Here is a 23019-nt window from a genome sequence, read left to right on the forward strand (position 1 = left end):
AAGTAACCAACAATGAATACAAAAGCCAAAAAATCTCCCCCCCCATCAACTACAGGCTGGTGCCTTGCCTACCTGCCGCTGGCCGGAATCCTGATTGCAACCGCTACGCCATCCGTTGCCCATGCGGCATACGAATTGCGCAATGGAGCTGTGGCTGAACTGCGCCAAGGCAACCCCAACACGATTTTCAATGGCAACTTGTGCCTTGTTGGAAATATGCCTGCCAACAGTAGCGTAAAAATCATGCGCACGGTGTTGCAATTTGACCTCAGCTCAATCGCAGCCGGCGCGGAAATTTCCAGTCTGTCGCTGCAGATGACGGTCGGCAACACCGGAGGATCTACAAACGCAACCTCGGCAGCAACCGACATCGGTTCATTTTTCCTTTACGCGCTGGTGCCCTCTGGCAGCAACAACAACCTGTTTTCCGAAACAGACGCAACGTGGAACAACTGGGGGGCTGGAGATGCCAAAAAATGGACCACCCCAGGCGGTGATTTTAGCAGCTTGGTAAAACTATCCGAAGCTGTGGTGCCTGCAACGGGTGCCCTGACCAACGGAGCGAAATACACCTTCGCCTCAACTGCCGAATTTGTAAGCGTGGCTCAGACGGCACTGAACAACGGTCTCCCTATTCAGTTAATCATCATCTCGGAAACGGCTGAACAACTAACTAGTGGTCAAGGATTTATTAGATTTGCAAGCAATGATCATGCGACGGAAAATTGGCGCCCCCTCCTCACCATCAACGCTACTTCGATTCCAGAACCCGGAACCAACGCTATGATCACATCCGCACTGGCCCTTGTCATTGTTCTTGGGCTACGGCGGTTCCGTTAACCCACCAACCCTTGGTTTTCCCATGAAAAACACAACCTGCCACGCATTTACCCTTGTCGAACTCCTTACCGTTATCGCCATCATCGGGATTCTGGCCGCGATTCTGATCCCGACCGCCGCGTCGGTAAGGAAAACAGCAAAAATGTCCCGCAGCGCCGCCCAACTCCGGGGCCTGTGCATCGGAATCTTGACCAACACAACCGCAAACGGAACGACATTTCCCCTCGGCTACGACCAGCCAGCCGGTGAAGTCTGGGGACAAAAAATAAACGCCGACTCGCCAGACGTGTTTGCAAGCGGTCCCTCCGTCCTCGCACCCTTGGATACGCTGCCGCGTACAGCACCCGACGAAAATAATCCCGCCAACTGGCGTTCCTACTCAATGGTCCGTAACCTTGACACGAACGGAATATTGGGAGTGGCCGGGTATTACTACAATGCCACTAACAACGCGCCGGCCGTCTCGCTTTCCGCGATTGAAATCCCGTCACGGACACTCCTGCTCGTTGAACGATTTGACCGGAACAACAAACGCAACAGCAGCAGTTGTTCCGTCATTGATTCCGCCGCATCCCAAATGACCGCTGAAGCCGTCGCCTTGACCGGAGGCAAATTCGCCTACGGTTTTTGTGACGGACACGTTCAAATTCTCAAACCGGAAGACACCATCGGAAAGGGCAGTCTGGCCCATCCTCGGGGCATGTGGACGATCCGTGCGGGCGATTAAAACAGTTCGACAAAATCCCTCCGGCGCTGCCGCGCGATTCTCCGAATATCTCATTCTTAGGAGTTCCTATAACGATTCGCACACACACCACCATGCCAGCATCAAGAACAACCCTGTTCGCATCCCTCCTGTTATCCGTCGTGCCATGCCACGGCGCATCCTCGACTGTCGCTCCCACCGGAGCGGGCAACGAGTACCAAGGCGTCAACCTGGATGACGATTCCAAGACCTTCCGTTCGCTTTCACCGGGAACCGGGCGCGCAACGATTCGAATATCCGAAAGCGTATCCGTAAAACATTACACACCTGAAAACCTCGGCCTTAATTACGAATGGCGTTCCACCAATCGGCTTCTGTTCCCGAACGCCAGAACGCAGACGCCCGACCCCGAAATCGACGCCCTCCTCTCAGGCCTCCGAATGCCGCTCAACCGGATGGCCGGAGCCTCCTCGCAATCCTACCGCTGGAAGGAATCCATCGGCCCCCTTTCCGAACGAACTCCGCAGGAGGCCAACGACAAAAAAATCTGTCGGCTCGGTCCCATCGAATGGATCAAATGGACAACCACCATCGACCCGCGCGCCCGCTTCACCTGGGTATTCAACCTCATCAACGACACACCCGCCGACCACGCCGACCTCGTCGAATTCCTCACCGGCGATCCTGCCAACGATCCCAACGGCGGCATCAACTGGGCACAACGGCGCGTCGATTACGGCATCCCCGCCCCCGTCCCCGTTCACATCTGGGAAATCGGCAACGAACTCGACTGGGACAAAAAATCCCTCTGGGACATCGACCACTACATCCGCAATGCCCGCGAAACCATCACCGCCATCCGCGCCGTCAACCCCCGCGCCCGCATCGCCGTCCATGCCAAAACCGCCGCATGGTCCCCCCGACCCGCCGAAACCCGCCCCTGGCATCACTGGCATCAGGAACTCCTTCGTCAACTTGCCACCCATATCGACTACATCAGCTTCCATTTTTACTACGACGGCCACACCGTCACGCGCCTCGAAACCTTCACAAAAAAAATCCTCGACGATATCCACGCCATCACCGGCTCCACCCGTATCCAGCTTTACATTTCAGAACACGCCCGCTGGCCCGCCCGCCCCAAGGATGGCCCGTGGGAACAAAACTGGCACCAAACTCATTCCCTTGGAGGAACCCTCTCCACTGCCCGGTATCTCATTCGCATCCTCAACACGCCCGGCATCACTGCCGCCAGTTACCACGCCTTTTCCTCCGGTCCTTGGGGACTCATTTATCGCGACCCGCAAACTCGCCAGCCCTACACCACCGGCATTTTTGATCTCTACAAACTCCTCGGCCAAATCGAAGCCAGTGCCGTTCTCTCCACCCGGACCACCACCCCCGCGCATCCCGCGCCCAACACCGACCTCACCCTCCAGGCCGCCACTCTCCGTGCGCCCGACGGACTCCACTTGCTCATCACCAACCACGGCCCCGCCCGCCATCTCGCTATCGTATTGGAAAAACCATACAACGTGGCTGACGCCCGTCAGATAACCGCCCCTGATCTCGATGCGCACAACACGGCGACCAAGCGCCCCGTCACACTCCAATCTGCGCCAAGATACCTGTCATCCGCCCCGCTGAACCAGTTCGACATCCCATCAAACACTTTGCTTTGGCTTCGGCTCACACAGAACTGATCCCGGCCCCCCTCCCCCCCCTCCTTTTTTCTTATGAAGATCGCCGTCATCGGAACAGGCAACGTGGCCACCGAAAACTACCTGCCGTGGTTCGCCGCTCAAACCGGCATCCATCTCGGATGCCTCGACAACAACGCCGACCGCGCCCGCGCCGCCTCGGGTAAATTCGGAGGACACTCCTTCGCCACCTCCGCCGAACTCATCGCATGGCGACCCGACGCCGCCTTCGTGCTCACCAACGAAATGTGGCACTACGACGCCGGCCTCCCGCTTATCGAAGCCGGCCTACCCCGTGTCCTTTTTGAAAAACCGCTCGTCGCCGCCAAAGGCCAGGCGCATGTCAGCGAAGCCGATTTTGGCCAAGGCAAAACCCTCCTCCAACTAGCCGCCAAAACCGGCACCGAAGTCGCGATGCTTTTTAACTATCGCTTCTTCGACCAGACCATCACCGCCCGCCGCATCGTGGCCGAACGCAACTTTGGAAAACTCGTCAATTTGTCAGGAAAAATCCACTACGCCTGTTGGAGTCACTGCATCGACCTCGTTCACCACTTCGGTGGCACAACTGCCACCATCACCGCGCTTGAAGGTGCAACCGAACACCAAGGTCAAGGCATCGTAGCCCGCGATGTCGTTGCCGCCTTCACGCTCGAAAACGGCGCGACCGGCACCCTCATCGGCACCGCCGGGTTGAAGTGGCAGCACCCGCTCTTCGAACTCATCCTTACCTTCGAGGGAGGACGCCTCCACATGCGCGACATCGACGGCGATCTCGAAATTCTTGATGGCTCGACTCGTATCCAAGAACGCATCACAACAGTCCGCGACGCATCACGCTGGCAGCACTACACCGCCTCATTTCACAAAGCCCTGACCGCCTACCTCGACGCCGTGGGCACCGGAAAACCCGCGCCTGTTTCGGGCGTGGATGGTTTGCGCGAACTTCAATTCGAAGCCGCTCTCCGCCGCTCCATCGCCGAAAACCGCCCTGTGCAAATCGCACGGGAATTCCCGCTGTAACGCATCCGCCCCTCCCCCCACTCTCCCCTCCCGATGAAAATCCTCCACCAAACCGGCAATTCCCGCCTCGCCATCGAAGACGTTCCCACGCCCGCGCCCGGCCCCGGCGAAGTCCTTATCAAGACCGCCGTCTCCGCCCTCTGTGGCAGCGAAATGTCCACCTACCGGGGCAAGGACGGACGCACTCACGGCAACATGGGACACGAAGCAGCAGGCACAATTGCCGCGTTTGGCCCCGGAGCCGACACCATTAAAAATCCCGTCACCCACGCCCCGCTCAAAATCGGCGAACGCGTCGGAGTCAGTGCCATTGCCGGTTGGCCCGGCGAAAATCCGTCTGTCCCCGATCCGCACTACATCGCAGGACGCTATACATGGTGCGACAAGTTCACCTTCCATTGCGACATGCACGCCGAGTATTTCACGATCCCCGCGCAAGCCTGTCATGTGTTGCCCGACGACATTCCGTGGGATATCGGCGTGCTCATCACTGGTGACGGCTTCGGCGTCCCCTACCACACCTCAACCAAACTTCCTCCCCCCGATTCCTCAAACGAACAGCAAACCGTTGCCATCTTCGGACTCGGTCCCATCGGGCTCGGCAATGTCATCATGCAGACCTACCTTGGCCGCCGCGTCATCGGGATTGACCGTGCGCCTGCCCGCCTCGAACTTGCCCACCAGCTTGGAGCCGCACACACCATCGAAGCCAGCGACAACGCAAACATCCCCGCCGCCATCCGCGACCTGACACACAACGTCGGAACCGACATTGCCATTGAAGCCGCCGGAGTCCCTGCCACCACGCGCCTCTGTTTCGCATCGGTGCGCAAAGGCGGCACGGTCATCTTCAACGGCGAACAACCCGCCCTCGAACTCTCACCCAGCGAAGATTTCATCCGTCGCGACATTACCGCGACAGGCTCTTGGTTTTACCATTTTTGCGAATATCCCGACATGCTCGCGAAAACCCACAACGGCCTGCCTGTCGCCTCGCTCATCACGCACCGCTTCCCGCTCTCCAATGCCGCCGAAGCCTATCACGTGATGCAGTCTGGTCTTTCAGGGAAAGTGCTACTGACCCATTCCGAATAACCGCGCCCTCAGGCCGCTCCCCCCCCCAGCACCCATTTCCATGCAAACCTCTTCCTTCCAAGTCATCCGCATCGAAGACGGTATCTATCGCGTGACCGGCGATGGTTTTCCCTCCGGCTCAGCGCTCAACCGCTACGGTTTTCTCGCTCCCGACGGCGAGCCGCTGACCGATCCCGCCGACGACCCGGAACTCGCCGCGCTGCTGGCCAAGTTTATCGTCACGAAAACCGGCAAGGCCGTCGGCATCGACTTTGCCGCCGAGCCCGGCGAGGACTGGATTGGCCTCGGAGACGTTACCCGCGAGCGCATGTATCATCGCGGGCACCGGCTCGATTGTTGGGTGCGGAACGTCAAGTCCTACATCCCCGTTCCATTTATTCTTTCCACTGCCGGCTATGCGGTGCTCGTCAATTCCACTCATCGCCTCGAATTCGACTTCGCGGCCACCGCACCCAACCACGTCACTTGGCGCGATCACGGCGGCCGGCTCGATTTCTACGTCATGCTCGGCGGTTCATTTCTAGAAAACATTCGTCTCTACACCCGGCTCACTGGCTCCCCCAAACTCCCCCCCGAGTGGAGCTTTGGCCTTTGGTATCTTTGCCGCCAAGGAGCCAATGATTACGAGGCGGTGAACGACGCCGTCAACTTTCGTCGCGAAGGGATACCCTGCGATGTGCTCGGCTTGGAGCCCGGATGGATGGAAAAGGATCACGATTTTTCGCCTGACAAAAAATGGTCGCCCGAACGTTTCCCGATTCAGAGATGGTGCCAGAATGGACCTCACAATTTCATCGATGCGATCAAGCGAATGGGATTTCACTTCGAATTGTGGGAGTGCAATGAATACGATCTCGTCCACGAGGAAGAACGCCGGCTCGGCCGTCAAATTGTGGAGTCCGCGCACGCCGGCAATTTTCAAGAGGGGGCCGAGGCCGACGAACATTTCTCTTGGCCGCGCTTTTCGGATACGGTCACCCGAAAGTCGGAATCATGGTTCGAACACCACAAAAAATTCATCGACCAAGGCATCGATTTTTTCAAGCAGGACAGTGCTTGGCAAGTTTGCGAGCACCCGGATCGAGTATGGGGCAACAAGTTTATGGACGGTGAGATGCATAATCTGTATCCATTGTTATATACAAGGCAGATGTATGAAGGCTTCAAAAGCCACACGAATCGGCGCCCTGTCACGTTTACCGTTGCGGGCTGGACCGGCTTCCAAGCCCACGCAGGCACTTGGTCGGGCGACACCGGCGGCCGCCTTGTCACGCTCGGCGGCATGTTGAACACCGCCGTAATGAGCCACAACTGGCAAACCAACGACATGGAGGTCATGCAGCCCGAAGGCATCCACTTCGGTTACCTTCAGCCGTGGAGCCAGATCAATAGCTGGGCATACTTTCGCATGCCTTGGGTGCAAGGAACCCGTCTGTTGGAACTGCATAAATTCTACAGCCGTTTTCGCGCACGCCTGATTCCCTACATCTACTCGTGGGCGGAAAAGACGGCCGCCGAAGGCGTCCCGCTCTTGTTCCGGCCACTGCAAATCGAGTTCGAGCACGATACAGGCAGTCGCGACATCATGCACCAATATCTGTTGGGGCGCGATTTGCTGGTCGGCATTTATAAACGCGAACTCTGGCTGCCTCCGGGACGCTGGCGGAATTTCTGGGATGGTTCGGTTCACGAGGGCGGGCAACTGCTTTCGCTCGACTGGCCGGAGGATCGCGGCGGCCACTTATTCATGCGCGAGGGGGCAATCATTCCATTGGGTCCAGTGATGCAGTATCGCAAAGAAAAACCTCTGGACGAAATCGAATGCCATCTATTCCCCGCCTCCACGCAGTCGACATTTGACCTCTACGAAGACGACGGAATCAGCTTCGATTTCCAGTCGGGAAAATCATCCCGCACTCGGATCACATGCCACTGTGATGCCGGCATCGTCCACGGAGAAGTGAGCAGTCCTGCGGGAGATTTTCCGCTCCCGCCAAATCGCACATGGACCTTTGCCGTGGCACTCGAAAAGGAACCGTCCGCAGTGATCGTGAACGGCAAGACCACAACGGAATTCCGATGGGATATCACCCGTCACGAACTTTTCTTCATCGGTGGAGAAGGTCCATTACAGTTTCAGATTCAGTTGAATTGAAAGAGTATCGCACAAACCGCCGCCTCGCTCAAAACCAGCCCATAGCCAAAACCGCTCACCCGGCGGTTATTTGAGTCCAAGCTGACGTTTCATATCTTCTCACCGAACTTTCGCACCGGCATCCATCTCATTGTGGATTTCGGACAACGCGCGCCGATTTTCATCCGTGCCAGCCCTCAGCCGTTTCTCGATAAACGCCAGAGCTTTATGCATTTCCACTATGTGGAAGCTGTTCGATTTGCGGTTTGATGTCGATGAAAACCATGTCACCAACATGCTCCACGTCCTTTAGTAATCAAGTATTACCACCACATGAACACCCGCACCCGTGCCCTCCTGTTGTTCCCGCTATTCTTCGCCCTCAGTGCCGCCCTCGGCTTTGCAGGCGACCTGCTGCTCCTCGGCAAAAACGATAAACCGACACCCTTCTACGCACCCGGCGAGAAAATGACCTTTGAGATCCGTCTCCAACAAGACGGCAAGCCCGTCTCCGGCACACGCCTTTCATGGACCCGCACCGGCGATGATGGGCTTACCGAAAAGGGCGAAGCGATATCCGCTGTCGAACCGCTCGTCATCACAACCTCGACCGACAAACCCGGCTTCGTTCGCATCCTCGTCAACGCCCTCGACGCCGAGGGCAAACCACTCGCCAACGAAAACAACAAAAAAAACGTCTTCTTCGACGGCGGCGCCGGTGTCATGCCGGAAAAACTACAAAGCATTTCAGAACCCGCCGATTTTGATGCGTGGTGGGCCAAACAAAAAGCCGAACTCGCCAAGATTCCACTCACGATTCTCGAACAAAAGCCACTCCCGGAAACCCACGCCAACGTCGAAACCTTCGACGTAAAAATCGCCTGCGCCGGCCCCAAACCCGTCTCCGGGTATTTCAGCAAAACGAAGAACACCGCGCCCAAATCGGCCGCCGCCCTCGTCAACTTCCATGGTTACGGAATCCGCTCCGCCATCCGACGCGACAAAGACGCCAACGATCCGGCTAATCCCAAGCTCGTTCTCGACATCAACGTCCACGGCATCGAGAACGGCCAGCCAGCCGAATTCTACACCAACCTCGGCAAGACCACCCTCAAAGGCTACGCCTTCAACAAACAGGAAAACGCCACTCCCGAGACCGCCTACTTTTACGGCGTCGCCCTACGTGCCCTGCGCGCGCTTGAGTTCATCAAATCGCAACCCGAGTGGGATGGAAAAAACCTCACCGTCAACGGCGGCAGCCAAGGTGGATTTCAAGCTCTGCTCGCCGCCGGACTCGATCCTGACGTCACCCGTTGCAATGCTGGCAAACCCTGGGTTTGCGACCTCGGCGGCGTGACGCTCAACCGGCTCAAAGGCTGGCGGCCCGATTACACGCGCGCGCTCGATTACTTCGACCCGGTCAACCACGCCAAACGCATCCGAGCCGCAACCTACATCACCGCCGGTCTCGGCGACTACGTTTGCCCGCCCTCCGGCGTCACCGTGCTCTACAACAACATTCCTGCCACCACTCCCAAGCAGATCGAATACATCCAAGGAGCCACCCACGGCAGCACCCCGCCCAACATGATGAAGTTTGTAGTCAAAAACAAATGACCTGCGGGGCGGGGCGCTACGCCCCCCCCTCCCCCCCCCCCCACCGCGCCGACAATCACGTCGGCATTGGGGCGGGTGCGCCGCTGAGGGCGCCGGTGTCGGGTTCTTCGGCCTGTTTCTTGTGACCGGATTTGCCGTCGTCACCGGGAGGCGGCACGGCGGGCGGAACGGTCCTGATGACAGGTGAACGCAACTCGCCGTGATCAAGGATTTCCTGCACGTGCTTGCCCTCAATCGTTTCGTATTCGAGGAGAGCCTCGGCGATCTTGTCGAGAGAGACGCGGTGCTCGGCAATGAGCTTTCGGGCGCGTTCAAGTTGTTCGTCGATGATGCGGCGGATTTCGGCGTCGATCTTTTGCGCGGTCGCCTCGCTGACATGCGACGTGCGCGTGATGTCGCGGCCCAAGAAAACGGTGTCTTGATTGTCGCCGAGAGCGAGCGGGCCGAGGTCGCTCATGCCCCAATCGCACACCATGCTGCGCGCGATTTTGGTGATGTGTTTGATGTCACCCGACGCGCCGTTGGAGATGTCGTTCATTACGAGTTCCTCGGCGATGCGGCCGCCAAGGCCCATGGCAATTTGGTTGAGCAGGCGTTTCTTGTGCTGCGTGAGAATGTCCTTCTTGGGGATGAACATCGTGCTGCCGAGTGAACGTCCGCGCGGGATGATCGTCACCTTGTGCACGGGCATGATGCCGTCGTCGAGGAGCGCCTGCACGAGCGCGTGGCCGGCCTCGTGGTAGGCGGTCATTTTCTTTTCCTCGTCATCCATGGCACGGCGGTGCTCGCGTCCGAAGAGGACTTTTTCGCGGGCGTCGTCGAGGTCGATGCGCTCGACTTTTTTCTTGTTGCGACGGGCGGCCAGGAGCGCGCCTTCGTTGAGAAGGTTGGCGAGGTCGGCGCCGGAAAATCCGGAGGTACCGCGGGCGATTTCGGAGAGTTGCACGTCCTCGCTCAGGTTGATTTTGCGGGCGTGGACTTTGAGGATTTGTTCGCGGCCCTGAAGGTCGGGCAGGTCAACAAACACCTGCCGGTCGAAACGTCCGGGACGCAACAGCGCCTGGTCGAGCACGTCGGGGCGATTGGTGGCGGCGATGATGATGACGCCCTCGGAGGTGTCGAAACCGTCCATCTCGACGAGCATGGAGTTGAGCGTTTGCTCGCGTTCGTCGTTGCCGCCGCCGAGCCCGGCGCCGCGCTGGCGTCCCACGGCGTCGATTTCGTCGATAAAGATGATGCAGGGCGCGTTTTTGCGGCCTTGTTCAAACATGTCGCGCACGCGGCTGGCGCCGACGCCGACAAACATCTCGACGAAGTCGGAGCCCGACACGCTGAAGAACGGCACCTCGGCCTCGCCGGCCACGGCCTTGGCGAGCAGGGTCTTGCCGGTGCCCGGAGGACCGACGAGCAGGATGCCCTTGGGAATCTTGCCGCCCATTTTCTGGAATTTTTTAGGGTCCTTCAAAAACTCGACGACCTCGGAGATTTCCTCCTTGGCCTCGTCGCAGCCGGCGACTTGGGCGAAGGTGGTTTTCTCGCGGTCGCGGTTGAGCAGTTTGGCGCGGCTCTTGCCAAAGGTGAGGGCTCCGCGGCTGGCGCTGCGGAGTTGGCGGACGAAAAGGAAATAGAGCAGGCCGATGATGAGGACGAAGGGCAGGACGTTGCCGAGGATCGTCATCCAGACGGTGTTGGCAGGCAGTTCCTCGAAGAGTTTTGTCGCTTGCAGGCGTTCCAGATTTTTGTCGGTCAACCGGCCCTCGGCGCGAAAGGTGCGTCGCACGGCTGCCGTCTTGGCATCGGTGACGGTGGCGGACGCGGAAGCTGCGGGGGCAACGGCGGCGGCGGTCGGGGAAGCTGCCGTGGCGGCGGCGGCGGCAGCGACGTCAGTTGCGGCGGGAGCGGCGGGAGCGGACGCGAGAGAAGCGGCGGGCTTGAGTTCGCCCGTGATGACCACCAAGTCGATGCCACGGATGGCTCCCTTGAGGATTTCGCCGCGCTCGGCACGCTCGACCACCTGCTGAATTTTGAGCTCCTCCTGCGTGCTCGCCTTGCCGGGATTAAAATAGACGACCGCAAAAAGGGCGGCGAGGATGGCCGCCCAGATGATGAGCACCTTCGGTTGAAACCGGTCGGGCGGCACACTCTTCAACGGACGACGTTTGGGTTCTTTGTTCGATTCAGACATCAAGGTATGGACTTTGAGCAAACGGTGCAGGTTCCCCAGTCTTAGTCAATGAGACCGAACCTTATGATGCACAACACGTGCCGAAGCTGCGGTCTGATAGGCAAGCCAGCCGCGTTTCACGACCGCAAATCCATGATCTCCAAGACTAAAACGAGTCGATCGCGCAACCATCAGTTTATCCAATAATGAATCGAATCCCTGGCGCGACAGGTCGCTCGCCACCGGCAACGAGCCCAGCCAGAGGTGCAACACGCGCCGGACAACCGCACGCGGCACGCCCGCCAGTTGGGTCAGCGGCAGGCGTCCGTCCGCATCCGTCCGGGCCACGCGCCCGGCCCATTCGTCGAGCGCATCGGCGTCTTCCTCCAGTTGTGCGCGTGTCAGGGCCGCGCCCGCCAGCGCGTCGCGCGCCTGCGAAGGAACGCGTCCACTGGCGGCTTCGAGCCAGCGCGGCAGGACATCGAGCCGGATGCGGTTGCGAAAAAAATCTCCCTCCGCGTTGCTCGCGTCCTCACGCCATGTCGCTCCGGCTGCGGCCAGCGAATCGACAATCCGCGCCTTGCTCAACGTGAGCAACGGTCGCAGATGCACGCGCCCGCGCCCGGCAGCCCCCCCCCCCCCCCCCGACCCAACTCCGACATTGTCAAGGTGATGCACCGGACGCGGGGCGGCGAGCCCGGCGGTGCCGCTGCCGCGGGCGACGCGCATGAAAAGCGTCTCGGCGATATCGTCGAGTTGGTGGCCAAGAAACAGGCAACGGATGCGCCGGCGTGAAAGTTGCCCGGCGAAAAACGCCATTCGCGCCTCGCGCGCCTGAGCCTCGCTCACGCGTTGTTGCCCGCATTTTTTCCCGTCCCCCCCCCCCCCCCCGCCTGCCGCTGACCACGCCCCCGACGCATACGCTACCCCGAGCGCCGCGCAGACGGAGCGGCAAAACCGTTCGTCGCCCGCCGAGGCGCGCCCGCGCAGCCGGTGGTCGAAATGCAACGCCAGCAAGCGTCCCCGTCGCTCCGGCCAGTGCGCCCAAAGCAACAGCAGCAACGCCAGCGAATCCGCCCCGCCCGAAAAAGCCACCGCCCAACGGGGGGAAAGGCTGAACGCCTGAAAGCCTGAAGGCTGAAGAAGCCGCGTCCCTCCTCCTTCCGTCTTCAGGCTTTTTTCCACGAACGCGACCACCGCCGGATGCAACCGCTCGCGCGGGAAAGCAGCGGCGAGCTTCTCCGCGACGGAAGGCCAGTGAGGTTGACGACATTGACGAGACACGCCGCCAACGCTTGGCCGCCCGCCCCCGCCGACGCAACCTCTCCGCAAAACCACCCGGCAAAAAATCCCGTTGCCCCTCCCCTGCCCTTTTGCGAAAGGTCCGCCTTCCATTTTTCTCCACCACGCTTCCATACCATGATCAACGCATCACCGCTCCAGACCCTCGATCCGGAAATTTACTCGGCCATCGCCTCCGAGTTTGCCCGCCAGCAAAGCCACATCGAGCTCATCGCCTCGGAAAACTTCACCTACCCCGCCGTCATGGAAGCCCAGGGCAGCGTGCTCACCAACAAATACGCCGAAGGTTACCCCGCCAAACGCTGGTATGGCGGATGCGAATACGTGGACAAAGTCGAGCAACTCGCCATCGACCGCGCCAAAAAACTCTTCGGCGCCGACCACGCCAACGTGCAGCCCCACTCCGGCTCGCAAGCCAACTTCGCCGTTTACACCGCCGTCCTCCAGCCCGGCGACAAGATCCTTGGCATGAACCTCAGCCACGGCGGACACCTCACGCACGGCAACCCCGCCAACTTCTCCGGCAAACTCTACAACTTTGTCCAATACGGCGTCCGCGAAGACACCGGCCTGATCGACTACGACGAACTCGCCGCCACCGCCGTCCGCGAAAAGCCCAAAATGATCACCGTCGGCGCCAGCGCCTACTCGCGCATCATTGACTTCGCCCGCATGGGCGAGATCGCCCGCTCCGTCGGCGCGTTTCTCTTTGCCGACATCGCGCACATCGCCGGCCTCGTCGCCGCCGGGCTCCATCCCTCGCCCGTCGCCCACGCCGACTTCGTGACGACCACCACGCACAAAACCCTGCGCGGCCCCCGCGGCGGACTCATCCTCTGCAAAGCCGCGCACGCCAAAGCCATTGACTCCGCCGTGTTCCCCGGCGGCCAGGGCGGACCGCTCATGCACGTCATTGCGGCCAAGGCCGTGTGTTTCGCCGAGGCGCTCAAGCCCGAATTCAAGACCTACGCCGCCGCGCTCGTTAAAAACACCCAGGCCCTCGCCGCCGCCTTCGCCAAGCGCGGTTACAAGATCGTCTCCGGCGGCACCGACAACCACCTCTTCCTCCTCGACCTCCGGCACAACCTCCCCGACCTCACCGCCAAGAAAGCCCAGGAGACGCTCGATCTCGCCCACATCACGCTCAACAAAAACACCGTGCCCTTCGAGACCCGCTCGCCCTTCCAAGCGTCCGGCATCCGCATTGGTGGCGCCGCCGTCACCAGCCGCGGACTCGTCGAGGCCGACATGGACGAAATCGCCGCCGCCATCGACACCGTCCTCAAAGCCATCGACACCGACGGCCAGGCTGCCGCCATCGAAACCGCCAAGGCCAGCATCGCCAAACTCACCGCCCGCTACCCGCTGCCGTATTCATTGTGACACTACGGCAACCACAGGTTCCCCCATTGGATGTTGGATGTTCGACGTTGGATGTTGGACGTTCGCCCTTGGGCGGCGGTGGCACCGCCGCCCAGGGCGTGCTCTACGTCATAGCCACGCCCATCGGCAACCTGAGCGACCTCACCGAACGCGCGCGCACCCTGCTCGCCAGCGTTGACCTCATTGCCTGCGAAGACACCCGCACCACCGGCTCGCTCCTCGCCCGCCTCGGCCTCCCCCGCCGCGAACTCACCCCCTACCACGATCACAACGAACAGGACGCCGCCGCCCGCCTCGCCGACCAACTCGCCTCCGGCCGCTCCATTGCCCTCGTCAGCGACGCCGGCACGCCCGCCATCAGCGACCCCGGCTTCCGCCTCGTGCGCGAATGCCGCCGCCGCGCCCTCCCCGTCGTCCCCGTGCCCGGCCCCTGCGCCGTGACCGTGGCCCTCAGCGCCAGCGGACTGCCTACCAACGGTTTTCTCTTCGCCGGCTTCCTCCCGCCCAAATCCGCCGCCCGCCTCGCCTTCCTGGAAAAGTATCAGGATTTCGACTACACCCTCGCGCTTTACGAAAGCTGCCACCGCATCGAAAAGTTCGCCGCCGAGATTGTGGAAAAACTCGGCCCCGCGCGCGTCGTCTGCATCGCCCGCGAAGTCACCAAACTCCACGAAACCATCCTCACCGGTCCCGCCGCCGACGTCACCGCCCGCCTCCTTCGCGGCAGCCTCAAAGGCGAATTCGTCGTTCTCATCGCCCCGCGTGATTTCGTGCTGTAACGCACGCCCCGCCTCCTCCTCAATGGACGGCGTGAGTGTTCCCGCCTATTCAGCCGCCGCCGTCATCGACATCGGTTCCAACTCGATAAAAATCCTCATTGCCACGCGCCGCCCCGATGGCGGGGTTTCCGCCCTGCGCCACCACAGCATCGACTCCCGCATCAGCGCCGGCATCAATCAGGCGACCCCCCATCTCAGCGAATCCGCCATGACCACCGGCGTCGCCGCCATCCAGGAACTCCTCGCCATCGCCGCCCCCTACGCCCCCACGCACACCGCCCTCGTCGCCACCAGCGCCATCCGCGACGCCGTCAACGGCCCCGAATTTTGCGAACGCGTTCTCCGCGCCACCGGCCATCCCATCCGCATACTCAGCGGCGAAGAGGAAGCCAGCCTCATCGGACGCGGCCTCACCAGCGACGGCGAACTCGCCTCGCTGCGCGACTACCACGTGTTCGACCTCGGCGGCGGCAGCCTCGAATGCCTGCATTTCCGCAACCGCCAAGTCCGGCACGCCCTCAGCCTCCGCCTCGGCTGCGTGCGCCTCACCGAACGCTTCATCGCCGACCCCGGCGCCCCGCTCATCCCCGCCGAGTCCGCCGCCCTCGCCGCCCATGTGCGCGACGAAGTCACCCGCAACCTCCCCTGGCTCTCCCTCCCCCCCCCCCCCCCTCCCGCGCCCATCGACACCATCTTCGCCGGCGGCACCGTGGCCACGATCCGCTCGATTCGCGGCGTGCGCGAAGGTATCGGACTCGTCAACACCTCGCCCCTCGTCACCCTCGCCGAAATTCGCGCCCTCCTCGACCGCCTCGCTCCCCTCACCCTGGCCGAGTGCCAGCGCATCCCCGGCCTCCCCCCCCCCCGCGCCGACGTCTTTCGCACCGCCCTCATCACCCTCGTCACCCTCGCCGAGTGCGTCGGAGTGGAGACCGTTCACCACTCCTTCAACAACCTCCGCTGGGGCGTCGCCGACGAACTCCTCCCGCGCTGAATTTTAATTAACGAAGCCATGCCCTCTCCCGCCCGCGAACCCTGGCCCATGAAATGGGTGTTTCTGGCCATCCTCCTCTGCATCGTCCCCTACACTTGGATCGCGCTCCGCTACCGCAAACCCGCCCCCGCCGCCGAACCCTATGCGGACCGCGTCGAACGCACCGCGCCCACCACCCATCGCCACCTCTCCCTCAAAGCCGAACGCCCCGCTCCCCCCAACACGGAAGTCCCGCGCGACGCCTTTGCCATCGGACGCGCCACGCTCACCCCCCTCCCCCCCGGCCTCCCGCAAGGACTGCTCGACATCCTCGGCTCGCCCCCCCGCCTGCCTGCCTCCGTCAACCTCATCAACGTTCCCGCCGAAATTCAGTCCGGCGAACCCGTCGCAATCCAGTTCACCTGCCACCTCGCCGGCGAACACGACGTGCTCGGCGGCGCGGACATCTACATCAAGGAAAACGCCATCGTCATCCTCCCCGCCTTCGAATCCCTGGACGCCGACCTGCAAGCGCGCACCCTCAACGAACGCGTGCGCATTACGATCCCCCCCGGCACGCTCAAGCCCGGCGCCTACGACGTGCGCCTCATGGCCGCGAACAACGGCTACGTGTGGCAATGGCTCGTGCATTGACGCCCGCCCCGCCATCGCCGACAAACTGCCGCCACAACGCCCATGAGCAAAAGCAACGGATACACCCCGCCCCTCATCAAACCCGCCGACCTGCGCGGCATCCTCAAATACGTACCCCGTTTTCAAGGACAGATCTTCGTCATCGCCGTGGACGGCTCCATCGTGGCCGACGAAAACTTCGGCAACCTCCTCGTGGACATCGCCGTCCTCCGCAGCCTCGGCATCAAAGTCGTGCTCGTCCACGGCATCGGGCACCAGATGCAGGAACTCTCCACGGCTCGCAGTATCGCCATTTCCAATACCGACGGCACCGGTGTCACCGACGCCCCCACGCTCGACCTCGCCATCCGCGCCTCCGCCCGCGTCTCGCAACTCATCATGGAGGGCCTCACGCAAAACGCCCTCAAGTGCGCCATCACCAACGCCGTGCGCGCCATTCCCATCGGCATCATCCGCGGCGTGGACCAGCAGTTCACCGGCAAGCTCGACCGCCTCGACAAAGACTTTGTCGATCACCTCCTCTCCGCCGCCATCCTGCCCATCATCCAACCCATCGGCTACGGCCCCGACGGACGCCCCTACCGCATCAATTCCGACCTCCTCGCCGCCGGCGTGGCCGAATCCCTCGGAGCCTCCAAAATCATCTACCTGATGCCCCACGCCGGGCTGGAAATTAACGGCGAAATCCGCCGCGAAATCTCCTACGAATCCCTGCGCCATCTCCTCACCGCGCACCCTGCCCACATTGCCGAGTCCGGACGCAGCAAGGCCATCCACGCCCTGCACGCCATCTCCGCCGGCGTGCCTCGCATCCACATCGTGGACGGACGCGCCTACGACGGCCTCATCAACGAAATCTTTTCCAACGAAGGCGTCGGCACCCTGATCTACGGCAACGAATACCAGCAAATCCGGCAGGCCCGCAAAAGCGACACGCGCTTCATCTGGAGCCTCACGCGCGCCGCCGTGCGCCGCGAGGAACTGCTTTGCCGCACGCAGCAGGCCATCGAGAAAAACATCGACCAGTTTTTCGTTTACGAAATCGACGAGAACATCATCGCCTGCGTCACCCTGTATTTTTATTTCGATACAAACTCCGCCCCCTCCTCCTCCTCCGCTGACAAGCCCGTGCTGGCCGAGATCGGCTCGCTTTACGTGATGCCCTTTTATCAAAACCGCGGCGTGGGCCGCAAACTCGTGGACTATGCCTGCCTGCGCGCCAAGGACCGCGGCGTGCGCACCATCGTGGCGCTTTCCACGCAGAGCTTTTCCTTTTTCACGTCGGTCATGGGTTTTGAGGAAGTGGACAAAACCATCCTCCCCGAAGCCCGTCTCAAGGCCTACGAGGACAACGGCCGCAATGCCCGCGTCCTGCGCAAGACGCTGTAAACCCTCTCTCTGGAGGGCGGGTCTCCTGACCCGCCGACGGCGTGAAACGCCGCCCTTCCGACCTCCCCTCCCCTTCCGGGCTCTCCCCCCCCCCCCCCGGCTTTTCGGATGGGCGCGGCTATGCCGCGTCTGGCGGGTCGGGAGACCCGCCCTCCTAAGGGGATGCGCTCAGTAGAGCTTGATGTAGGCGCCGCGGCGGAGTTTTTCCAACCACTTCTCCTGAGACTCGCGGGCCATTTGCGCGATGAGAGTGCGTTCGATCTGGTCGCGGACTTCGTCAATCGCCGGGACGCCAGCAGCACGGTAGTCTTCGGCGTAGAGAATGAAACAGGCGTCGCCTTGCAGGATGGGGGCGGTGACTCCGCCTTTCTTGAGCGAGAAGAGGGGGGTGCTGAAATCGGGCTTGAGATCGACTTTGCGCTGCCAGCCCCAGTCGCCTCCACGGGCTTTGCGGGAGTCCTGCGTGTAGGCTTTGGCGAGGTCTTCGAATTTTTCGCCGTTGTTGAATTTGTCGATGATCTCGTTGGCGCGGACGATGAGATGGGCGTCGGCCTGGCCGTTTTCGCGGTTGAGCTGGATCATGCGCAGGTGGATGGCCTCCTCCTGATAAAACTTGGACTCGTTTTGCTTGTAGTAGGCTTCGACACGGGCGGGGCTGACGATGCTCTGGCTTTTGCGCTGCTGGCTGCGCATGTAGCCGTAAACGAGGTCTTCTTCGACTTCCTTGCGGTAGTCGCGGAGGGTGAGACCGCGGGCGCGCAGGTAGCTGAGGAATTTGGCGCGGTCGTTGTCGAATTTTTGCGCCATTTGGTCGGAGATGGCGTTGTCGATGTAGCTGGCGGGAATGTGGCGGCGTCCGTCTTTGTAGAAGTCTTTTACGATGAGGGTGCGGTCGATGAGGCTGCGAACGATGTCTTCCTGCACGGCCTGGACTTTGTCCTGGAATTCCTTGGCGTTGCGGGAGTCCCTACGGATTTGGGGGAGGATGGGGGCGAGTTCGCGGCGGATGTCGTCAACGGTGATGACGCGGTCTTCAACGATGGCGGCAATGCCGTTGGCGAAGCGCATGTCGAGGCCGTCGTCGTTGGTGCTGGCGGCGGCGGGGGTGGCGAGCGGTCCGGGGGTGAGCGGGTTTTGCGCGTGGAGGGCGGCGACGGCGAGCGCGGCAAGGACCGGGATGAGAGAAACACGGATGGTGGCGGAAAAGGAGCGGAGACCGGTCATGTGGTGGCGGGTGAATCGGAGAGGTTTTGTAGAAACGTCAGTATTTCGCGCAAACGTAGGAGGGGCTTGGGAGCGGTCAATCGTGGAAACCGGGTGCCAAGTTGCACGAATTCGCCGGGACGTCCGGGACCGGCGGGGGCGCGCACGCATTTGAGGATGGAACCTTGGGTTTCGATGAGGATGAGGTTTTTTTCTTCGGCGCGAATGCGGATTTCGGTGAGGAGGAGGAGGGCGCGGACGGGGTCGGAGTGCGAGGTTGGGGCGTAGTCGCCGAAGCGGTCGCGGAGGTCGGTTTCGATTTGGGTGAGCTGGGCGGGGGTTTCGGCAAGGGCGAGGCGGCGGTAAAAGTCGATGCGCAGGCGGGTCTCACCAATGTAGGCGTGGGGGAGGCGGGCTTGAATGGGTTCAACCGCGACGGAACCGGCGGCGGCGGATTCGGCGGCTTTGATGGCGGCGTAACTGGTCTGTGAACTCTGGCCTTTGGACTCTGGCTTCTGGTCTCTGGCTTCTCCGCTTTCGCCGACGTAAACGAAATCGAGTTTCACGCTGGCGCGGTGGCGGGCGGCGGTTTTTTCGCCTTTGAGGCGGGCGACGGACTGGCGGAGGAGCTGGCAGTAGAGTTCGAAGCCGACGCCGACGATGTGGCCGCTTTGCTGGGGGCCGAGGAGGTTGCCCGCGCCGCGCAGTTCGAGGTCGCGCATGGCGATGCGGAAGCCGGCGCCGAGCTGGTTGTGGGTGCGCAGGGCGTTGAGACGTTCGCGGGCCACGTCCATGAGGCGGGTGTGGCGGTGGAGCAATAGGTAGGCGTAGGCTTGGTGCTTGAAGCGGCCTACGCGGCCGCGGAGTTGGTAGAGTTGCGAGAGGCCGAAGCGGTCCGCGCCTTCGATGATGATGGTGTTGCAGTTGGGGATATCGAGGCCGGTTTCGATGATGGTGGTGCAGACGAGGACTTGGTAGTCGCCGGCAACGAATTCGGTCATCATGCGCTCAAGGGCGTGCTCGCTCATCTGGCCGTGGCCGGTGGCGATTTTGACGTCGGGGAGGAGTTGGGCGAGGCGGGCGGCGACGAGGTCGATGGTCTGGACGCGGTTGTGGAGGTAAAAAACCTGGCCGCCACGGGAGAGTTCGGCGCGGATGGCGTCGGTGACGAGTTTTTCGTCGTAGGTTTTGACGATGGTTTGGATGGGGTGGCGGTTGGTGGGCGGGGTTTCGATGACGCTCATGTCGCGCGCGCCGGTCATGGCCATGTAGAGGGTGCGGGGGATGGGGGTGGCACTCATGCTGAGGACGTCCACGGTGGCGCGCATGGCTTTGAGGCGTTCTTTGTGTTGCACGCCGAAGCGTTGTTCTTCGTCGATGATGACGAGGCCGAGGTCGCGGAAGACGACGTCTTTGTTGAGGATGCGGTGGGTGCCGACGAGGATGTCAACTTGACCGGCGGCGGTGGCGGCGAGGATGCGTGTAATTTCTCCGCGGGTACGGAAGCGGCTGACCATTTCAACGACGAGGGGGTAGCCGGCCATGCGTTCGCGGAAGGTGTTCAGGTGTTGTTGCGCGAGGACGGTGGTGGGGACGAGGAGGGCAACCTGGCGTCCGCTTTGCACGGCTTTGAAGGCGGCGCGGATCGCCACTTCGGTTTTGCCGAAGCCGACGTCGCCGCAGATGAGGCGGTCCATGGGGCGGGGGCGTTCCATGTCGGCCTTGGTTTCGGTGATGGCGCGGAGTTGGTCGGGGGTTTCGGTGAAGGGGAAGGCGGCTTCAAATTCCTGCTGCCAGTCGTTGTCGGGGTCGAAGGCGTGGCCGGGTTGGGCTTCGCGGGCGGCCTGGATGCGCAATAGTTCGGCGGCGAGATCGATGGTGGCGTGCTCGGCGGCGCGGCGGGTTTTTTCCCAGCGGTTGGAGCCGATTTTGCCGAGTTGGGGACGGGTTTTGCTGAGGCCGACGTAGCGGCTGATGAGGTGCGATTCCTGGAGGGGGACGTGAAGGGTGACGCCTTCGTCGAACTCCAGCGTAATGACTTCGCGGATACTGGCGTTGACGTCGATGCGGGTGAGGCCGCGGTAGATGGCGATGCCGTGCTGGAGGTGGACGACGTGGTCGCCTTCGACGAGTTCGGCGAAGTCGAGGAGTTGATCGACTTGGGCGCGGTGGACGGTTTTGCGGGCGAGCGTGGCGGAGGCGGCATGGCGGGTGCGCTGGCGGCCGAAGAGTTCGGTCTCGGTGAGGAAGACGAGGGGGGGGGGGGGGGAGGTCGAGTGGGTGGAGGGGAGGAGGAAGCCTTCGTTGGCGGTGGCGCGGACGAAATGGGGGAGGCGTTTTTTGGGGGTGCCGGCAAAGGCGAGGTGGGCGGCGAGGAGTTCGCGGGCGCGGTGTTCTTCGGCGTCTTTGGAGAGGGCGCAGATGAGGGCGTGGCCGGCGTCGCGCCAGTGGGCGAGTTGGGTGAAAAATTCGTCGCGCGCCTGTTCTTCGGCGGCGAGGCGGTCTTGCGCGAGGAGGTCGTCGGAGGGGTAACGGCGGTGGTGGCGGAGGCTTTCGAGGGGCCAGTCGGTTTGGCGGGGGGGGGAGGGCGGTCGAGGAGGGCGGAGGTTTCGTCGAGGTCGGAGATGCCGTGGAGGGCGGCGCAGCGGGAGAGGAGGGGGTTGAGGTGGGCGCGGTGTTCGTCGGAGAGGGCGGAGAGCGTGGTTTCGATGGCGGCGGGTTCGACGAGGATGAGTTGGGTGGCGGAGGGGAGGTAGGCGGCAAGGCCGGTGCGCGAGGGGTTGAGATGGAGGCGGGGGGAGGCGGCGATGGTGATTTGTTCGAGGGTGGCGTCGGAGCGTTGGGTGACGGGGTCGTAGGTGCGGATTTCCTCAATTTCATCGCCGAAGAAGTCGAGGCGGCAGGGTTGGGTGGCGGTGACGGGATACACGTCGATGATGCCGCCGCGGGTGGCGTAGTGGCCGGGGGCTTCGCAGACGGCTTCGCTATCGTAGTCGAGGGCGCGGAGTTGTTCGAGGAGGGTTTGGAAGCCGATGGTCTGGCCGCGCGTGAGGGTGATTTCGCGGGCGGCGTATTCTTCCAGAGCGGGGACGGACTGGAGTAGTGCCGTGGGCGTGGTGATAATGCAGAGAGGCCAGAGGCCAGAAGCCAGAGGACGGGCTTCGGCTGCGGGATGTTTTTTGCTTTCTGGTCTCTGGCTTCTGGCCTCTGGCCTCTGATTTCTGACGGCGCGGAGCGCCGACAGGACAGCGTGACGATCGGCGGAGGCGGCAAAGGCGTCGGCCATTTCACGGGTGGCGGGGGCGGATTCGGGGAAGAGGAGGGATTGGAATGCGGGATGTTTTGCCGTGGAGGAGAGCGAGAGGGTTAGGAAAAATGGGGTGTCCTCGGCGAGTTGGGCGGCGGTTTTGGCGTCGGGGGCGACGATGAGCCACACGGGCACGCCGGCGGGGGCATGACGGATGATGTGCGCGAGGACGTAGCCGCGCGCGGGGGGGCAGACGCCGGTGTGCTTGGTGCCGACGGGGAGAGTCGGTGCTGATGGCGACGGGGGCGTGGCGGACGAATCAGGGTTCGATCTCAAGGTCTTCGATGGCAATCTTGACGAGCACGCCTTGCTGGAGGACGTCCACGGAGAGGACGATGCCGCTGGGATTGGCGGGGTTGTCGATGATGCCCTGGATGCCGCGCAGGGGGCCGCTCTTGATGCGGGCCCGGGCGCCTCGCTTGAGCAGGGGGTAGAGGATCATTTCGTTGCCGGATGCGAGCAGGCGGCGCACGTCTTCAAGCTGGCGCAGGAGCAGGGCTTCGTCGTCCACTTCGATGAGGCGCACGAGGAGTTCCTGCTGGTAGCAGCGGCTTTTTTGCGCAGGGGGTATGCAAATGAAAACGTAACCGGGAAAGACGGGTTTTGCGTAAACGCGACGGCGGTTGCCGTAGCGGCGTTCGCTGGTGATGAAAAATAGCTCCCGGTTCCAGTGTTCGGCGTCCATCAGGGCGGCGAATTTTTTTTCGCAACGGGGTTTGGTGTGCGCGACGTACCAGGCGTATTCGAGCG

General features: G+C 62.0%; 17 protein-coding genes and 1 pseudogene. 12 read left to right on the top strand and 6 right to left on the bottom strand.

The window, feature by feature from the left end:
• The first annotated feature begins 12 nt into the window (after nt 1-12).
• From OBACDRAFT_RS05915 to OBACDRAFT_RS05945, 7 genes are all read left to right on the top strand, one after another.
• Nucleotides 13-840 (top strand): DNRLRE domain-containing protein, encoded by an 828-nt coding sequence (locus tag OBACDRAFT_RS05915; RefSeq protein WP_043583694.1) that lies wholly within the window; start codon nt 13-15, stop codon nt 838-840.
• Between the two features lie 22 nt (nt 841-862).
• Nucleotides 863-1567 carry a prepilin-type N-terminal cleavage/methylation domain-containing protein gene (locus OBACDRAFT_RS05920; RefSeq protein WP_043583696.1) on the top strand — a complete coding sequence of 235 codons (705 nt, stop codon included), beginning with the start codon at nt 863-865 and terminating at the stop codon, nt 1565-1567.
• A gap of 92 nt (nt 1568-1659) precedes the next feature.
• Nucleotides 1660-3249: a hypothetical protein gene (locus OBACDRAFT_RS05925; protein ID WP_125069371.1), complete on the top strand. Its 1590-nt coding sequence runs from the start codon at nt 1660-1662 to the stop codon at nt 3247-3249.
• A gap of 33 nt (nt 3250-3282) precedes the next feature.
• Nucleotides 3283-4269 carry a Gfo/Idh/MocA family protein gene (locus OBACDRAFT_RS05930; RefSeq protein WP_043583700.1) on the top strand — a complete coding sequence of 329 codons (987 nt, stop codon included), beginning with the start codon at nt 3283-3285 and terminating at the stop codon, nt 4267-4269.
• Nucleotides 4270-4302: 33 nt separating this feature from the next.
• Nucleotides 4303-5364 carry a zinc-dependent alcohol dehydrogenase gene (locus OBACDRAFT_RS05935; protein ID WP_043583702.1) on the top strand — a complete coding sequence of 354 codons (1062 nt, stop codon included), beginning with the start codon at nt 4303-4305 and terminating at the stop codon, nt 5362-5364.
• 40 nt (nt 5365-5404) lie between these two features.
• Nucleotides 5405-7519 (top strand): glycoside hydrolase family 31 protein, encoded by a 2115-nt coding sequence (locus OBACDRAFT_RS05940; protein ID WP_043583704.1) that lies wholly within the window; start codon nt 5405-5407, stop codon nt 7517-7519.
• Nucleotides 7520-7831: 312 nt separating this feature from the next.
• Nucleotides 7832-9115, top strand: coding sequence for an acetylxylan esterase (locus OBACDRAFT_RS05945; protein WP_043583706.1), 1284 nt, complete (start codon nt 7832-7834; stop codon nt 9113-9115).
• Between the two features lie 55 nt (nt 9116-9170).
• On the opposite strand, the gene ftsH is transcribed toward OBACDRAFT_RS05945, so the two are convergent.
• Both ftsH and tilS read right to left on the bottom strand, forming a co-directional pair.
• Nucleotides 9171-11300 (bottom strand): ATP-dependent zinc metalloprotease FtsH, encoded by a 2130-nt coding sequence (gene ftsH, locus OBACDRAFT_RS05950; RefSeq protein ID WP_043583709.1) that lies wholly within the window; start codon nt 11298-11300, stop codon nt 9171-9173.
• Nucleotides 11301-11345: 45 nt separating this feature from the next.
• On the bottom strand, nt 11346-12563 hold the full coding sequence (tilS, locus tag OBACDRAFT_RS05955) for a tRNA lysidine(34) synthetase TilS (protein WP_052361305.1): 1218 nt from the start codon (nt 12561-12563) through the stop codon (nt 11346-11348).
• Nucleotides 12564-12698: 135 nt separating this feature from the next.
• Here tilS and glyA point away from each other — a divergent pair, with 135 nt between their 5' ends.
• From glyA to argA, 5 genes are read left to right on the top strand one after another with little or no spacing between them, the layout of a single operon-like run.
• Nucleotides 12699-13964, top strand: coding sequence for a serine hydroxymethyltransferase (gene glyA, locus OBACDRAFT_RS05960; protein WP_043583711.1), 1266 nt, complete (start codon nt 12699-12701; stop codon nt 13962-13964).
• 26 nt (nt 13965-13990) lie between these two features.
• A complete protein-coding gene (gene rsmI / locus OBACDRAFT_RS05965; protein ID WP_232766720.1) occupies nt 13991-14743 on the top strand; it encodes a 16S rRNA (cytidine(1402)-2'-O)-methyltransferase in 753 nt (250 codons plus the stop codon).
• A 31-nt stretch (nt 14744-14774) separates the two neighbouring features.
• Entirely contained in the window at nt 14775-15737 is a 963-nt protein-coding gene (locus OBACDRAFT_RS05970) for a Ppx/GppA phosphatase family protein (RefSeq protein ID WP_232766722.1), read from the top strand.
• 18 nt (nt 15738-15755) lie between these two features.
• On the top strand, nt 15756-16370 hold the full coding sequence (locus OBACDRAFT_RS05975; protein WP_052361298.1) for a hypothetical protein: 615 nt from the start codon (nt 15756-15758) through the stop codon (nt 16368-16370).
• 42 nt (nt 16371-16412) lie between these two features.
• Nucleotides 16413-17759, top strand: coding sequence for an amino-acid N-acetyltransferase (gene argA, locus OBACDRAFT_RS05980; protein WP_052361299.1), 1347 nt, complete (start codon nt 16413-16415; stop codon nt 17757-17759).
• 168 nt (nt 17760-17927) lie between these two features.
• On the opposite strand, the gene OBACDRAFT_RS05985 is transcribed toward argA, so the two are convergent.
• From OBACDRAFT_RS05985 to nusG, 4 genes and pseudogenes are all read right to left on the bottom strand, one after another.
• The gene (locus OBACDRAFT_RS05985) at nt 17928-18983 is read right to left on the bottom strand and encodes a peptidylprolyl isomerase (protein WP_043583719.1); all 1056 of its coding nucleotides are present in this window, start codon (nt 18981-18983) and stop codon (nt 17928-17930) included.
• Nucleotides 18980-21607 carry a transcription-repair coupling factor gene (gene mfd / locus OBACDRAFT_RS26270; protein WP_232766724.1) on the bottom strand — a complete coding sequence of 876 codons (2628 nt, stop codon included), beginning with the start codon at nt 21605-21607 and terminating at the stop codon, nt 18980-18982. The genes OBACDRAFT_RS05985 and mfd overlap by 4 nt, the downstream gene beginning before the upstream one ends.
• 215 nt (nt 21608-21822) lie before the next feature.
• A pseudogene (locus OBACDRAFT_RS29430) lies at nt 21823-22248 on the bottom strand (transcription-repair coupling factor); the annotation flags it as partial.
• A gap of 280 nt (nt 22249-22528) precedes the next feature.
• Nucleotides 22529-23019, bottom strand: a 491-nt coding sequence (gene nusG, locus OBACDRAFT_RS06000; RefSeq protein WP_043583723.1) for a transcription termination/antitermination protein NusG, incomplete at its 5' end; no start/stop codon positions are given.

The sequence above is a fragment of the Geminisphaera colitermitum TAV2 genome (assembly GCF_000171235.2).
GTDB lineage: Bacteria > Verrucomicrobiota > Verrucomicrobiia > Opitutales > Opitutaceae > Geminisphaera > Geminisphaera colitermitum.

What these genes read in the sequence shown, in the direction of transcription:
- OBACDRAFT_RS05920 (WP_043583696.1), top strand. Translation starts at nt 863, where the DNA reads ATGAAAAACACAACCTGCCACGCATTTACCCTTGTCGAACTCCTTACC.
- OBACDRAFT_RS05945 (WP_043583706.1), top strand. Translation starts at nt 7,832, where the DNA reads ATGAACACCCGCACCCGTGCCCTCCTGTTGTTCCCGCTATTCTTCGCC.
- OBACDRAFT_RS05915 (WP_043583694.1), top strand. Translation starts at nt 13, where the DNA reads ATGAATACAAAAGCCAAAAAATCTCCCCCCCCATCAACTACAGGCTGG.
- OBACDRAFT_RS05940 (WP_043583704.1), top strand. Translation starts at nt 5,405, where the DNA reads ATGCAAACCTCTTCCTTCCAAGTCATCCGCATCGAAGACGGTATCTAT.
- OBACDRAFT_RS05925 (WP_125069371.1), top strand. Translation starts at nt 1,660, where the DNA reads ATGCCAGCATCAAGAACAACCCTGTTCGCATCCCTCCTGTTATCCGTC.
- OBACDRAFT_RS05930 (WP_043583700.1), top strand. Translation starts at nt 3,283, where the DNA reads ATGAAGATCGCCGTCATCGGAACAGGCAACGTGGCCACCGAAAACTAC.
- argA (WP_052361299.1), top strand. Translation starts at nt 16,413, where the DNA reads ATGAGCAAAAGCAACGGATACACCCCGCCCCTCATCAAACCCGCCGAC.
- glyA (WP_043583711.1), top strand. Translation starts at nt 12,699, where the DNA reads ATGATCAACGCATCACCGCTCCAGACCCTCGATCCGGAAATTTACTCG.
- OBACDRAFT_RS05935 (WP_043583702.1), top strand. Translation starts at nt 4,303, where the DNA reads ATGAAAATCCTCCACCAAACCGGCAATTCCCGCCTCGCCATCGAAGAC.
- OBACDRAFT_RS05985 (WP_043583719.1), bottom strand. Translation starts at nt 18,983, where the DNA reads ATGACCGGTCTCCGCTCCTTTTCCGCCACCATCCGTGTTTCTCTCATC.
- ftsH (WP_043583709.1), bottom strand. Translation starts at nt 11,300, where the DNA reads ATGTCTGAATCGAACAAAGAACCCAAACGTCGTCCGTTGAAGAGTGTG.
- OBACDRAFT_RS05975 (WP_052361298.1), top strand. Translation starts at nt 15,756, where the DNA reads ATGCCCTCTCCCGCCCGCGAACCCTGGCCCATGAAATGGGTGTTTCTG.